At 69.6% G+C, this 13,561-nt stretch carries 14 protein-coding genes; 3 read left to right on the top strand and 11 right to left on the bottom strand.

What is annotated here, in order from left to right:
• Positions 1-149: 149 nt before the first annotated feature.
• From recO to folK, 8 genes are all read right to left on the bottom strand, one after another.
• Positions 150-878: a DNA repair protein RecO gene (gene recO, locus DDZ18_RS05145; protein WP_109252316.1), complete on the bottom strand. Its 729-nt coding sequence runs from the start codon at positions 876-878 to the stop codon at positions 150-152.
• Positions 879-1,075: 197 nt separating this feature from the next.
• Positions 1,076-2,023, bottom strand: a complete 948-nt coding sequence (era, locus tag DDZ18_RS05140) for a GTPase Era (protein WP_109252315.1) — start codon at positions 2,021-2,023, stop codon at positions 1,076-1,078.
• Positions 2,013-2,702: a ribonuclease III gene (rnc, locus tag DDZ18_RS05135; RefSeq protein WP_109252389.1), complete on the bottom strand. Its 690-nt coding sequence runs from the start codon at positions 2,700-2,702 to the stop codon at positions 2,013-2,015. Before rnc ends, era begins: the two co-directional genes overlap by 11 nt.
• A gap of 53 nt (positions 2,703-2,755) precedes the next feature.
• Positions 2,756-3,172, bottom strand: a complete 417-nt coding sequence (gene acpS, locus DDZ18_RS05130) for a holo-ACP synthase (RefSeq protein WP_109252314.1) — start codon at positions 3,170-3,172, stop codon at positions 2,756-2,758.
• On the bottom strand, positions 3,169-3,942 hold the full coding sequence (locus tag DDZ18_RS05125) for a pyridoxine 5'-phosphate synthase (RefSeq protein WP_109252313.1): 774 nt from the start codon (positions 3,940-3,942) through the stop codon (positions 3,169-3,171). Before DDZ18_RS05125 ends, acpS begins: the two co-directional genes overlap by 4 nt.
• Positions 3,935-6,196, bottom strand: coding sequence for a RelA/SpoT family protein (locus DDZ18_RS05120; protein ID WP_109252312.1), 2,262 nt, complete (start codon positions 6,194-6,196; stop codon positions 3,935-3,937). Before DDZ18_RS05120 ends, DDZ18_RS05125 begins: the two co-directional genes overlap by 8 nt.
• 3 nt (positions 6,197-6,199) lie before the next feature.
• Complete coding sequence (rpoZ, locus tag DDZ18_RS05115) at positions 6,200-6,568, bottom strand: DNA-directed RNA polymerase subunit omega (protein ID WP_109252311.1); 369 nt, start codon at positions 6,566-6,568, stop codon at positions 6,200-6,202.
• 56 nt (positions 6,569-6,624) lie between these two features.
• On the bottom strand, positions 6,625-7,197 hold the full coding sequence (gene folK / locus DDZ18_RS05110) for a 2-amino-4-hydroxy-6-hydroxymethyldihydropteridine diphosphokinase (protein ID WP_109252310.1): 573 nt from the start codon (positions 7,195-7,197) through the stop codon (positions 6,625-6,627).
• A 5-nt stretch (positions 7,198-7,202) separates the two neighbouring features.
• On the opposite strand from folK, the gene DDZ18_RS05105 reads away from it, so the two are divergent.
• A complete protein-coding gene (locus DDZ18_RS05105) occupies positions 7,203-7,772 on the top strand; it encodes a LabA-like NYN domain-containing protein (protein ID WP_109252309.1) in 570 nt (189 codons plus the stop codon).
• Positions 7,772-8,431, top strand: coding sequence for a uracil-DNA glycosylase (locus DDZ18_RS05100; protein WP_109252308.1), 660 nt, complete (start codon positions 7,772-7,774; stop codon positions 8,429-8,431). The genes DDZ18_RS05105 and DDZ18_RS05100 overlap by 1 nt, the downstream gene beginning before the upstream one ends.
• A gap of 218 nt (positions 8,432-8,649) precedes the next feature.
• On the opposite strand, the gene smpB is transcribed toward DDZ18_RS05100, so the two are convergent.
• Both smpB and dapA read right to left on the bottom strand, forming a co-directional pair.
• Positions 8,650-9,126 (bottom strand): SsrA-binding protein SmpB, encoded by a 477-nt coding sequence (gene smpB, locus DDZ18_RS05095; protein WP_109252307.1) that lies wholly within the window; start codon positions 9,124-9,126, stop codon positions 8,650-8,652.
• The gene (dapA, locus tag DDZ18_RS05090) at positions 9,123-9,995 is read right to left on the bottom strand and encodes a 4-hydroxy-tetrahydrodipicolinate synthase (RefSeq protein WP_109252306.1); all 873 of its coding nucleotides are present in this window, start codon (positions 9,993-9,995) and stop codon (positions 9,123-9,125) included. Before dapA ends, smpB begins: the two co-directional genes overlap by 4 nt.
• 151 nt (positions 9,996-10,146) lie before the next feature.
• Between dapA and DDZ18_RS05085 the strand changes: the two genes are divergently transcribed.
• Complete coding sequence (locus tag DDZ18_RS05085) at positions 10,147-12,444, top strand: lytic transglycosylase domain-containing protein (protein WP_109252305.1); 2,298 nt, start codon at positions 10,147-10,149, stop codon at positions 12,442-12,444.
• Here DDZ18_RS05085 and DDZ18_RS05080 read toward each other — a convergent pair.
• Positions 12,441-13,427, bottom strand: coding sequence for a threonine ammonia-lyase (locus tag DDZ18_RS05080; RefSeq protein WP_109252304.1), 987 nt, complete (start codon positions 13,425-13,427; stop codon positions 12,441-12,443). The genes DDZ18_RS05085 and DDZ18_RS05080 overlap by 4 nt on opposite strands.
• Positions 13,428-13,561 lie beyond the last annotated feature (134 nt).

Below are 13,561 nucleotides of genomic sequence, written 5' to 3'. Positions count from 1 at the left end.
CGCACTCGTTGCTTCCGACGCGGTGTCATCCCGGGCGACCCTCGACTTGATCGAGGGGAGACCCGGGACCTACCGACAGCGCCTCCCGACGTCGGTTCGCGATTCCGGTAGGTCCCGGATAGCCCTGCAGGCTTCCGGGATGACACTCCCTACAACCGCCCCGCCGTCTCCAGCCGCTCGATCATGCGGGCGCGGGAGTCCGGCAGGACGCGATCGGCGGGCCAGAGCACGCGGCGCTCGATGAAATGGGCGGTGAGCCTCAGCCCCGCCGCGACGTCGCCCGGCCGGAGATCCCCCGCCCCGGTCATGAAGCCCGGCAGGGCGAGCATCTTCTGCTGGTAGGGCTCGCCGGCCTCGGCGCTGACGGCCCGGCCGGTGCGCGGGCTGACATAGACGAGGTTATCGGTCTCGCCGGTGGCGGCGCATTTCCTCAGGTCCAGCCCGTATCCCAGGTCGGCGAGCACGCCGGCCTCCCACTGCACGTAGATCGCCGGCCAGACCTCGTCCGCGCCGAGCGCGCCCACGAGCACCTCGAAGGCGTCGGCGACCCGGGGATGGGCCTCGCGTTCGGGCAGGCAGGCCGTCGCCATGGCGCAGGCCGCGTTGAGGCCCGACAGCGCGAGCGGGTCCTCCATCAGCGCGCCGGCGTCGAGCTGGTCGGGCTCGATCTGGAAATTGCCGAGATGGTCCTCCAGGCGCGCCCGCCACGTCGCAATGACCGCATTGCCCGGCTGCAGGACGGGCCGCATGGAGCGCGAGCGCCCGCCCCGGACCAGCCCGGCGTGGCGGCCGTGCGAGGCGGTGAGGATCTCGACGATCGCGCTGGTCTCGCCGTGAGGGCGGACGGCGACGATCCGGCCGCGTTCGGTCCATTCCATGGGGATGTTCGTATCGCCTCGCCGGCCCGCTGGCCATGACGGGGCGCGGCGCCATATTTCTTCATCGTCATCCCCGAGGCCGAAGGCCGTCGGGGACCCAGGAAGCGTCGGTCGCGACGCGGCCTCTCTGGGTTCCCGCTTTCGCGGGAATGACGCCGCGGCGTGTTCGAAAGCTCGCGGCGCGCCGCTAGTGACCCTCACACGTCGAAGTCCAGGCCCATCGCGGCGTAGCGCGCCCGCTCCTCGCCCCAGCCCGGACGGACCTTCACGTGCAGGAAGAGATGGACCTTGCGGCCGAGATCGGCCTCGAGCTCCTTGCGCGCCGCCGAGCCCACATCCTTGATCGTGCGCCCGTTCTTGCCGAGCACGATTGGCTTGTGGCCCTCGCGCTCGACATAGACGGTCTGCTCGATGCGCACAGAGCCGTCCTTGCGCTCCTGCCAGCTTTCGGTCTCGACGGTGAGCGAATACGGAAGCTCCTCGTGGACGCGCAGATAGAGCTTCTCGCGCGTGACCTCGGCGGCGAGCAGACGCTCGGGCAGGTCGGCGATCTGGTCTTCCGGATAGAGATACGGGCTTTCGGGCATCGCCGCGGCGAGCGCCTTGGCGAGGTCGTCGACGCCGTCGCCCTTTTCCGCCGAGATCATCAAAACCTCATCGTAGGCGCCCGATTCGTGGAGGGTTTGCGCGATCGCCAGCAGCTCCTCGCGGCGAATCTCGTCGATCTTGTTGAGCGCCAGGATGGCTTTCCGCCCGGCCTGCTTCAGCCCTTCGACGACGCGCGCGACGTCTTCGTGGGCGCGGACGTCCTGACCCTTCGCCTGATCGCGGGCGCAGCGCGCCTCGGCGGCGGCGTCGACGACATGGACGATCGCGTCGGCGTCCTCGGCCCCGGCCCACGCCGCGGCCACCATGGCGCGGTCGAGCCGGCGGCGCGGCGCGAACACGCCCGGCGTGTCGACGAGCACGACCTGCGCCTTGTCGCGCATCATCACCCCGCGCACGGGAAAGCGCGTGGTCTGGACCTTGTGGGTGACGATCGAGACCTTGCGGCCCACGAGCCGGTTGACCAGCGTCGACTTGCCGGCGTTCGGCGCGCCGATGATCGCGGCGAAGCCGGCCCGTGTTTTCGCCTCAGCGTTCATCGACGTGTTCCTTCTCCAGCAGGGCCGCGGCGGCGGCGCGCTGGGCGTCCTGCTTGGAGGCCCCCTCGCCCGTCGCCTCGCCGGCGCCTGGCAGGCTCACCGAGACGGTGAAGACCGGGCGGTGGTCCGGCCCCTTGCGCCCGACGGTCTCGTAGGCCGGCGTCCCAAGCCCGCGCTGCGCGGCCCATTCCTGCAGGCGCGACTTGGGATCCTTCGGCCGGCGGAGGAGCCCGTCGAGGTCCTCGCCCCAGTAGCGCTCGAAGAAGTCCCGCGCCGCCTCCAGGCCCCCGTCGAGATAGAGCGCGCCGATGACCGCCTCGCAGGCGTCGGCGAGGATGGACGGCTTTTCGCGGCCGCCCAGCCGCTCCTCGGCCGGCGACAGGCGCAGCGCAGCGCCGAGATTGCAGCGCTCGGCGGCCCGCGCGCAGGCGTCCTTGTTGACGATCGCGTTCAGGCGATGGGCGAGCCCGCCCTCGTCCATCTCGCCGAACGCTTCGTAGAGGCGCTCGGCGGCGAGCAGGCCGAGCACGCGGTCGCCGAGAAACTCCAGCCGCTCGTTGGACTGGCTGCGCGCCCGCCCGTCGCCGTGGCTGGCGTGCGTCAGCGCGAGTTCGAGCAGGCCGGCGCCGCCGAACCGGTATCCGATCTCGTCCTGGAAGAGATCCAGCGTGTCCGCCATGGATGAGCCGTCCCGAGTTTCGATCCGCGCCGCGAGTCGCTCCGCGCGCGCCTTCATAGCCCGTCCGCGGCGCCGGGTTCGAGCGCCTGGATGATGACGAAGGCCTGCGCCCAGGGGTGATCGTCGGTGAGCGTCAGCTGGATGTGCGGCGCGAGGCCCGTCGGGGTGAGCAATTGCATCCGTTCGAGCGCCGCGCCGGAAAGCTTCAGGCTCGGCTGGCCGCCCGGCCGGTTGATCACCTCCATGTGCCGCCAGGCCACGCCGCGATAGATGCCCGTGCCGAGCGCCTTGGCGCAGGCTTCCTTGGCGGCGAAACGCTTGGCGTAGGTCTCGGCGCGGCGGCGCCGCGCATCGGCCTTGGCGCGTTCGCCCTCGGTGAAGACGCGGTTGGTGAAACGCTCGCCGAAGCGGTCGATGGAGCGCTCGATGCGGCGGATGTCGATGATGTCCGTGCCGACGCCGATAATCACGCCGCGGCTCCTTCGCGCGCTTCGGCGATCAGCCCGCGCATCGTGGACACCGCATCCTTCAACCCGCGGAATATCGCCTCGCCGATCAGGAAATGACCGATATTGAGCTCGACGACCTGCGGGATCGCCGCGACGGGCTTCACCGTGTCGTAGGTCAGGCCGTGGCCGGCGTGGATCTCGAGCCCGCGCGCGGCGCCCTCGGCGGCGGCGCTGCGCAGCCGGTCGAGCTCGCGCTCGGCCGCCTCGGTCTCGCCGGCGAAGACATGCTCGACATAGCGTCCGGTGTGAAGCTCGACGACGGCGGCGCCGAGCGCCTCGGCGACGGCGACCTGGACCGGGTCGGGCTCGATGAACAGCGATACCCGCACGCCGGCGTCGGCGAGTTTCGCAACATACGGCTTGAGATGCGCATGGCCGGCGGCGACGTCGAGCCCGCCTTCGGTGGTGCGCTCCTCGCGCTTCTCCGGAACGATGCAGCAGGCGCGCGGCGCGTGTCTCAGCGCGATCGCCAGCATCTCCTCGGTCGCGGCCATCTCGAGATTGAGCGGCAGGCGCAGCTCCTCGACGAGCCGGTTGATGTCGTTATCGCCGATATGGCGGCGATCCTCGCGCAGGTGCGCGGTGATCCCGTCGGCGCCGGCCTCCTCGGCCATGTGCGCCGCCCGCACCGGGTCGGGATGGAGACCGCCGCGCGCGTTCCGGATGGTCGCGACGTGGTCGATGTTCACGCCGAGGCGGACCGGACCGGGAGCCTTGGACGCGTCAGGCATCGGCGCGGCGCTCCTCTGCGCCCTCGCCGGCGGCGTGGTCCTGGTCGGCGCGGGCCCGCTCGGCGGTGACGACGCGGTCGCAGGTCTTCAGCGCCGCGAGGATGTTCGACAGGTGGCGCGCGTCGAACACCTCGATGTCGAAGGCCATGTCGAAGAAGTCGCGGGTGCGGTGCAGCGTCTTGACGTTGGCGATGTTGCCGCGCGCCTCGCCCACCGCGCTGGCGATCTCGGCGAGCGCGCCGGGTTCGTTCCGCACTGTCGCGATGATCCGGCCGATGGAGACCGATTCGGCCTCGGCCTCCGGCGTCCAGCGCAGGTCGATCCAGTTCACGAGCTCGGCGTCGTCGTCGAGACCGCCGAGCTGCTCGCAGTCGATGACATGGATGTCGACGCCGCGGCCCGGCCGCAGCACGCCGACGATACGGTCGCCCGGCAGCGGCGAACAGCAGCGCGCGAAATGCAGCGTCACGCCGGGCGTCAGGCCGCGGCCGTGCACGTAGAGCCGCGCCTTCTCGTCATTGATCAGCTCGCGATCGCTGGGCGTGTCGCCGCGCTGGTCGCGCTGGCCGGGATAGACCGCGTCGAACAGCTCCGTCGAACTGATACGGCCCTTGCCGAGCGCGAGATAGAGATTATCGGCGTCGTCCACCTCGAGGCGCTTGAGCGCGTCGGCGAGCGCCTTCTCCTTGAACACCTTGCCCTCGCGCATGAAGGCGTGCTCGGCGATCACCTTGCCGATGCGGATGAACTCCTCCTGCTCGGAGGCGCGCACCTGGCGACGAATGGCGGCGCGCGCCCGGCCGGTGACGACCATGTCCTCCCAGCCCGGCTGGAGATGGCGCGTGCCGCCCTTGATGATGTCGACCACGTCGCCGTTGCGCACGCGGCTGCGCAGCGGCCGCTCGCGGCTGTTGATGCGCGCGCTGACCGCGTGCGCCCCGAGCTCGGTGTGGACGGCGAAGGCGAAATCGAGCGCCGTCGCGCCCTGCGGCAGGGCGATCAGCTCGCCCTTCGGCGTGAAGGCGTAGACCTGGTCGGAGAACATCTCGAGCTTGGCGTGCTCGAGGAATTCGTCCGGGTCGCCGCCCTGCTCCAGGATCTCCACGAACGGGCGCAGCCGGTCGAGTGGATCGCCGCCGGCGGCCTCGGCGGCCTGGGGGTCGTAGGCGTAGCCGCCGGACTTGTAGCGCCAGTGGGCGGCCACGCCCGTCTCCGCGACCGCCTCCATCTCCTCGGTGCGGATCTGCAGCTCGAGGCGCGTGTTGCGCGGCCCGATGATGGTGGTGTGCAGGGAGCGGTAATTGTTCGGCTTGGGCGTAGAGATGTAGTCGCGGAAGCGCTCCGGTACGCACCGCCAAGTCTGGTGGACGACGCCAAGCGCTCGATAGCAGTCTTCGACAGAGTCAACGAGCACGCGGAAGGCGTAGATATCGGCGATCTCGTCAAAGGAGACGCCCTTGCGTTCGAGCTTGCGCCAGATCGAGTAGGGCCGCTTCTTGCGGCCGAACACCCGGCACTCGACCCCGGATTCGTTCAGCTTCTCGGTGATGGCTTCCGACGCCGCCGAGACCGAGTCGACCCGGCTTTCGCTCAGTTCGGCGAGCCGTCGGGTGATCGATTCGTAGCCCGACGGGTTCAGGTACTGGAACGCCAGGTCCTCGAGCTGGACGCAGATCCGGTTGACGCCGATGCGCCGGGCGAGCGGCGCATAGATCTCGAGCGTCTCGCGGGCGGTCTGGCGTCGCTTCTCCGGCTTCGGCACCGCGTCCAGCGTGCGCATGTTGTGAAGCCGGTCGCACAGCTTCACCAGCAGAACGCGGACGTCGCGGGTGATGGCGACGACGAGCTTCTGGAGGTTTTCGGCCTGCTTGGTGCGCTTCGAGCCGAGCTCCATCTGGGTGAGCTTGGTGACGCCGTCGACGAGGCCGGCGATGTCATCGCCGAACAGCTCGGAGAGCTCTTCCAGCGTCGCGTCGGTGTCCTCGACCGTATCGTGAAGCAGCCCGGTGCAGACGGTCGCCACGTCGAGGCGAAGATCCGCCAGCAGCATCGCCACGGCGACGGTGTGCCCGTAATAGGGGTCGCCGGAATAGCGCGTCTGGCCGGCGTGCTTGTCGCGCGCATACTCGTAGGCCCGCCGGATCAGACCGGCGTCGGCGTTCTTGTGATAGGCCTGAACGCGCGCGACCAGATCGTCGGCGCTCGGGATGGCGTCGGCGGTGGAGAGGGCGTCCGGGCTCGCCAGCGCGCTCAAGGCCTAAAGACGGCCGTCTGGCGGCCCGTCCCGATCGCTCTGCAGGGCGCGCAGCATCGCCTGCTCGTCCATCTCCGGCTGCGGCAGCGCGGCCGGCTCGGGCTTGGCGGCCTCCTCGGCGGCGGCCTCCTCGTCCTCTTCCGGCGGGAGCACGCGCTCGAGACCGGTCACGAGGCTCTCGGCGAGGCTGTCGAGATCGAGCTTGTCCTCGGCGATCTCGCGCAGCGACACGACCGGGTTCTTGTCGTTGTCGCGATCGAGCTGCAGCGGCGCGCCCGCCGCGATGTTGCGCGAACGATGCGCGGACAGCAGAACCAGCCGGAACCGGTTCGGGACCTTTTCGATGCAGTCTTCGACGGTGACGCGAGCCATGCGAGGGGCGCTCCTTCAGTCTTACGCCGTAAACGGCGTCACATAGACTAGCACGATCAAGCCTTCAAGCGAGACGGTGCAGCGCACAACGTCCCGCCGTGAGGCCGCGCCGCGCGCCGGTCGGCCGCGGGCAGGCGTCCGATGAGCTGATCGAGCGACCGGCCGGTGGCGGGATGGCGCCAGTGCGGGGCGATGTCGCGCAGCGGCAGCAGGACGAAGGCCCGCTCGGCCATGCGCGGATGCGGCAGGATCGGCGAGCCCGCCTCGGCGACCTTCCCGCGATAATCGATAAGGTCGAGATCGATCGGCCGGGGCGCGTTGCGCTCTCGCCGCGTCCGGCCGAATTCGGCCTCCACGGCGTGCAGCGCCTCCATCAACGCCGGGGCCGGCAGGTCGGTTGAAACCTCGACCACGCCGTTGACGTAGGGCGGATCGGAGGGGTCGGGCCAGGCCGGCGTCCGCCACGGACGCGAGCACGCAGCGATCTCGATCCCCTGCGATTGCAGCCGGTTCAGCGCCCGCCGGAGGTTTTCAAGCGGGGTGCGACGCCTGTAGGCTTGGTTCGCGCCGAGCGCGACATAGATGCGATTCCCGGCTCGATTTTCAGATTCCGTTCTGCAGGAAGGCATTTCCGATGACATTCTACCCCAATGAGCGCCTCGGCATGTTCATCGACGGCGCCAATCTCTACTCGGCTGCGAAATCCCTAGATTTCGACATAGATTACCGGAAACTCCTCGAGGAGTTTCGCAAGCGCGGCCGGCTGATCCGCGCCAACTACTACACCGCCCTGCTGGAGAACGACGAATACACGCCGATCCGGCCGCTGATCGACTGGCTGGACTATAACGGCTTCAAGGTCGTGACCAAGCCGGCCAAGGAATACAGCGACGACACCGGCCGGCGCCGCATCAAGGGCGACATGGACGTCGAGATCACCGTCGACATCATGGAGGCGGCCAACTATCTCGATCATGTCATCCTGTTTTCCGGCGACGGCGATTTCCGCCGCGTCGTCGAGGCGGTCCAGCGCCGCGGCGTCCGCGTCTCCGTGGTTTCCACGCTGAAATCCTCCCCGCCGATGGCGTCCGACGATCTGCGCCGCCAGGCCGACGCCTTCATCGAGCTGGTCGAGCTCGGCAAGCTCGTCGGCCGCGAGCGTCGCCAGCGCGAGAGCTACGACAACAACGACGAAGACGAATAGTGCGCGACGGGGTCGAATTTCCGCCCGAACCGCCGCTCGACTGCGCGCTCTGCCCGCGGCTCGTCGCCTATCGCGAGGCCAACGCAGCGGCTGAACCCGACTGGCACAACGCGCCGGTGGTAAGCTTCGGCGACGCGGCCGCGCGCCTTCTGGTGGTCGGGCTGGCGCCCGGCCGAACCGGCGCCAACCGCACCGCCCGGCCCTTCACCGGCGACTGGGCGGGCGACCTGCTCTACCCGACGCTTGAAAAATTCGGGTTTGCGCGAGGCCGCTATGACAAGGACGGCGACGACGATCTGCGCCTCGTCGGCGCGATGATCACCAACGCGGTGCGCTGCGTCCCGCCGGAGAACAAGCCCGTCGGGGCCGAATGCAATAGATGCCGGCCCTACCTGGCGTCCCGGATCGACGCCCTGCCGCGTCTGCGCGTGCTGCTCACCCTCGGCAAGATCGCCCACGACAACACGGTGCGCGCGCTCGGACTGAAGTTGAAGGACCATCCCTTCGGCCACGCCGCGAGCTACGCCGTCGCCGGTCCGGCCGGGCCGCTGACCCTTCTCAGCAGCTATCATTGCTCGCGCTACAACACGAACACCGGCCGGCTCACCGAGGCCATGTTCCACGACGTGTTCGCCGAGGCGAAGGCGCGGGTGGGTTAGGCCCCTCTCCGTCCCGCCGGCTTGTCCCCGCAATGGCGGGAAGGGCCGACGCACGGAGATCATAAAGCGCCCTCCCTCCGACCCTTCGAGGCCCGGCTGGCGCCGGGCGCCTCAGGGTGAGGCTGCAGTATCGGATTTCGCAAAGAGCCGTGAACACTCCCCTCATCCTGAGGTGCGAGCCAAAGGCGAGCCTCGAAGGATGGGGAAACAGCACCCCCCTACCCGTAATTCTTCATCAGGCGCTGCTTCTGGCGCTGCCAGTCGCGCTCCTTCTTGGTCTCGCGCTTGTCGATCGTCTTCTTGCCCTTGGCGAGCCCGATCTGGAGCTTCGCGATCCCGCGATTGTTGAAGTAGAGCCGCAGCGGCACGATCGTACGGCCCTGGCGCGTCACCGCGCCGGCGAGCTTTTCGATCTCGCGTTTGTGCATAAGCAGCTTCCGGTGCCGGCGCGGCTCGTGATTGAAGCGGTTGCCGGCCTCGTAAAGCGGGATGTCGGAATTGATGAGGTACAGCGCGCCCTTCTCGGGACTCACATAAGCCTCGGCGATATTGGCCTTGCCCTGGCGCAGCGACTTCACCTCGGTGCCCACCAGCTGCAGGCCCGCCTCGAACGTCTCCTCGATCTCGTAGTCGAAGCGCGCGCGGCGATTGACCGCGACGAGCCCGTCCCCGCCTTTCTTGTCGGCCTTGCTCATAGCAGCCCGCAGCCTTCCATCGCCTCGCGGACGCGAGTCTTCACGTCCTCGGGACATTCGACCAGCGGCAGGCGCACCTCGGCTTCGCACAGCCCCAGCAAGGAGAGCGCATATTTCGTCGGCGCCGGGCTGGGCGCGGCGAACAGCGCATCGTGCAGCGGCGTGAGCATGTCGTTGAACGCGCGCGCCTCGTCCCAACGCCCCTCGAGCGTAGCTTCCTGGAACTTCGCGCACAGCTCCGGGGCGACGTTCGAGGTCACCGAGATCGCCCCGACCCCGCCATGGGCGTTGAAACCGAGCGCGCTGGCGTCCTCGCCCGACATCTGGATGAAGGCCTCGCCGACGAGATTGCGCTGGCGCGTCACGCGCTCGACCTCGCCGGTGGCGTCCTTCACGCCGATCACGTTGGGATGCTCGGCGATGCGCGCCATCGTCTCGGGCTGAATATCGACGATCGAGCGGCCGGGAATGTTGTAGACGAAGATCGGCATCTCGACGGCGTCGGCGACCGCGCAAAAATGAGCCGCCAGCCCGTCCTGGGACGGTTTGTTGTAATATGGCGAGACGACGAGCCCCGCATCGGCGCCGATCGTCTTGGCGAAGGCCTGCCATTCGATCGTCGAGGCCGTCGCGTTCGTCCCCGTGCCCGCGATCACCGGCACGCGGCCGGCGGCGATCTCGACGGCGCGTTCGAGCACGGTCCGGCGCTCCTCGGCGGTGAGCGTCGGCGTCTCGCCGGTGGTCCCGCCGGGCACGAGGCCGTGCGTTCCGGCCGCGATCTGGCGCTCGATCAGATCGGCGAAGGCGGACTCGTCGACGGCGCCGTTCTTGAATGGCGTGACGAGCGCGGTGAAGGATCCCCGGAACATGGCGTTTGCGTCTTTCGTCCGATCAGCAATTCAAGCGCTTCGCCGCCGGCGACCGCCGGCGGAGGGTAAAGCCTGCTTTAGCCCTATGGACACCTCCCCGTCCATGCCTCAACCTTCCTCGTCAGGCTCCTTCGGAGGCTCCGTCCGCGACATGCTGCACCGCGCCGCCGCCCTCCTGGCCGCCTTCGCCGCACTGACATCGGCGGCGCTCGCCCAGGCGCCCACGCCGCGCATCAAGCCGCCGGTTCCCAACCATTCCGAGATCCTCGACGACGCCGATTTCCGTGTGTTCCGTCACGGCATGCGCGCGGCCGAGGACGGCGAGTGGAGCACCGTGCGCGGCGCCATGGATTCGCTCACCCACCCCGTCGCGCGCAAGGTGCTGCAATGGCGGATGGCGACGTCGGATCCGCGCGCGACCTTTTCGGAGCTGGACCGCGCCGTCGCCGCGCTCGAGGGCTGGCCGCGCGCCTCCGCCGTCCAGCGCGAAGCGGAGTGGAAGATCGACGAATCCGGAATGGGTCCCGCGATGATCGTGGCCTGGTTCGAGGACCGCGAGCCCGTCACCGGCGAAGGCCGCGTCGAGCTCGGCGAGGCCCTGATCGCGCTCGATCGCGTCGAGGAGGGCCACGCCGAGATCCGCGAAGCCTGGCGCAGCCAGTCCATGCGTCTGAGCGTGCAGCGCGACGTGTTGCGCCGCCACGGCGACCTTTTCAGCCGCGCCGACCACGCCGAGCGGGTCGATTTCCTGATCTGGTCGGGACAGCGCGCCGCGGCGAGCCGCCTATTGCCGCAACTCGACCGGGGTGACCGCGACCTGGCCGAGGCACGCATCCAGCTCGCCGCGCGCGGGCCGGGGGTCGACCGGGCCGTCAACCAGGTGCCCGACCACCTGGCCGCCCATCCCGGCCTCGTCTACGAGCGCGCCCGCTGGCGCCGCCGAGCGGGACTCGACACCGCCCTGCCCTTGCTGCTCGAGCTGCCGTCCGGGCACCAGAGCGAAGGCGTGCTCGAGGCGATGTGGACCGAGCGCAAGCTGATGATCCTCGATCTGCTGCGCGACCGCGACTACCAGACCGCCTACGAACTCGCCGCGGCCAACGGCATGTCGTCGGGCGTCGATTTCGCCGATGCGGAGTTTCTCGCCGGCTGGCTCGCGCTGACCCATCTCGGCCTGCCCGAGGAGGCGCTCGATCATTTCGCCCGGCTCGAGGCCGGGGTGAGCACGCCGGTTTCGCTGGCGCGCGCCAAGTACTGGCAAGGCCGCGCCGCCGAGGCGATGGGCGATCTCGACCACGCCCGCGACCGCTTCGCCGCCGCGGCTCAGCACGCCACCGCCTATTACGGCCAGCTCGCCATGCTCGCCCTCGGCCCCGACTCCGCGGAACTCGAGCTGCCGCCGGAACCCGAAATCTCCGACGAGCAGCGCGCCGCGTTCAACGCGCGCGAGCGCATCCAGGCGCTGCGCCTTATCGGCGAGCTCGACGAGGACTATTACTTCCGCGTCTTCATCTATCACCTCGACGACGAGATGGAGACCGAGACCGACCAGGCCATGCTCGCCGACATCGCGACGGAATACCTGCGCACGCGCCAGGCCGTCCGCGCGGCGAAGACCGCCCGCATGCAGGGCGTCACGCTGGCCGAGCGCGCCTATCCCGTGATCGAGCTTCCCGACAATGCGCCGGTCTTCCCCGAAGCCGCGCTCACGCACTCGGTGATCCGCCAGGAGACCGAATTCGATCCCCAGGCGGTGAGCCCGGCGGGCGCGCGCGGACTGATGCAGATGATGCCGTGGACGGCCCGCGACACGGCTCGCGACATCGGCGCGCCGTACAATTTCCGCTGGCTGACCGACGATCCCGACTACAATCTCACGCTCGGCATGGCCCATCTCGACGAGGTGGTCGAGGAGTATGACGGCGCGCTGGTGATCGCGCTGGCCGCCTACAACGCCGGCCCGACCAGGGCGCGCCGCTGGATCCGCGTCTACGGCGACCCGCGCACCGGCGAGGTCGACCCGATCGATTGGGTGGAGAGCATCCCGTTCAGCGAGACGCGCAACTATGTACAGCGCGTCATCGAAAACCTTCAGGTCTATCGCGCGCGCATGAATGACGGCGCCAGCCCGGGCCCGCTGCAGATGGATCGCGACATGGCCGGCGCCTCGCCGTTCGCCCGCGACCTGCCGGGCCTGCCCGAGGACTTCCTCGCCGCCGTGCGCGAGGCCGAGGCCGCCGCCCGCGCCGGCGAAGCCGGCGACGGGATGAACGGGATGGGCGGGCCCCTCGAGGCGCCGGCGGCCGGAGGCGATGGCGCGTCCGAGGCCGAGCCCAACGCCACCGAAGGCGCCCCGCTGCTCAGCGCTCCGCTGGATGACGAGGCCGCATCGGCGTCGCGCCCGGAAGGCGCGCAGCAGGCCGCCGCCGACGACGCCGCCCGGGACTAACCGGCGATCACCCGTCCGAACAGGGCCGGATCGACATTGGCGCCGGTGGCGACGACGACCGTCGTGCGATCCCGCGCCTCGATCTTGCCGCTCAGCACGGCGGCGAGCGCCGCCGCCCCGCCGGGCTCGATAACGAGCTTCAGGCGGGCAAACGCGAACGCCACCGCGTCGAGCGCCTCGGCGTCGCTGACCACGCCGACTCCGCTGAGCCGGCGGCGGTTGAGTTCGAAGGTCAGCCGCCCCGGGGCTTCGGAAAGCAGCGCGTCGCAGATCGAGCCGCCGCGGCGTTCATTGGTCTCGATGCGTCCGCTCTCCAGCGAGCGGCGATGATCGTCGAACCCCTCCGGTTCGGCGCCGTAGAGCTGCGTGTCGGCGGACAGCTCGGCCGCGGCGATCCCGATGCCCGCGATCAGCCCGCCGCCGCCGACGCAGCAGACAAGCTGGTCGGCGGTCTCGCCGAGACCGGTCAGCGTCTCGAAGATCTCGAGCCCGCACGTCCCCTGCCCCGCGATGACGTCGCGATGGTCGAAAGACGGAATCACCGTCGCGCCGGATTCGTCGGCGAATTTCGCGGCGATCGCCTCGCGGCTATCGCGCTCCCGGTCATAGGTGATGAGCTCGGCGCCGCGGCGACGCACGCCGTCGGCCTTCACGGCGGGCGCGTCCGAGGGCATCACGATCGTCGCCTTCACGCCGAGCAGCCGGGCCGCCTCGGCCACGCCCTGGGCGTGATTGCCCGACGAGAAGGCCACGACGCCGCGCTCCCGCGCGTCGGGCGGCAGCTGCGCGATGGCGTTGTAGGCGCCGCGGAACTTGAATGAGCCGGTCCGCTGCAGCGTCTCGGCCTTCAGGAATACGCGGCCGCCGATAGCGGCGTCGAGCTCGGGGTGATGGATGAGCGGCGTGCGGACCGCCAGCCCCTCGAGGCGGGCTGCGGCGGAGGCGACGTCGTCGAAGGTCGGCGGCGAATCCGTATCGGTCATGAATCGATCTCTAGCGCGAATTCCATATGAAGGCGCGGTTTTCTGACGTTGAAGGATTGCGCCGCCGCGCGGAGACGACTTTGATGTCGGTGAACAGCAATCACGCGACGCGGCCGCGCCGAAAGACGGCCGCG

The sequence above is a fragment of the Marinicauda salina genome (genome assembly GCF_003122085.1).
GTDB lineage: Bacteria > Pseudomonadota > Alphaproteobacteria > Caulobacterales > Maricaulaceae > Maricicauda_A > Maricicauda_A salina.
Note: the sequence above shows the minus strand (reverse complement) of the source record. Positions and strands in the feature narration are given on the sequence as shown.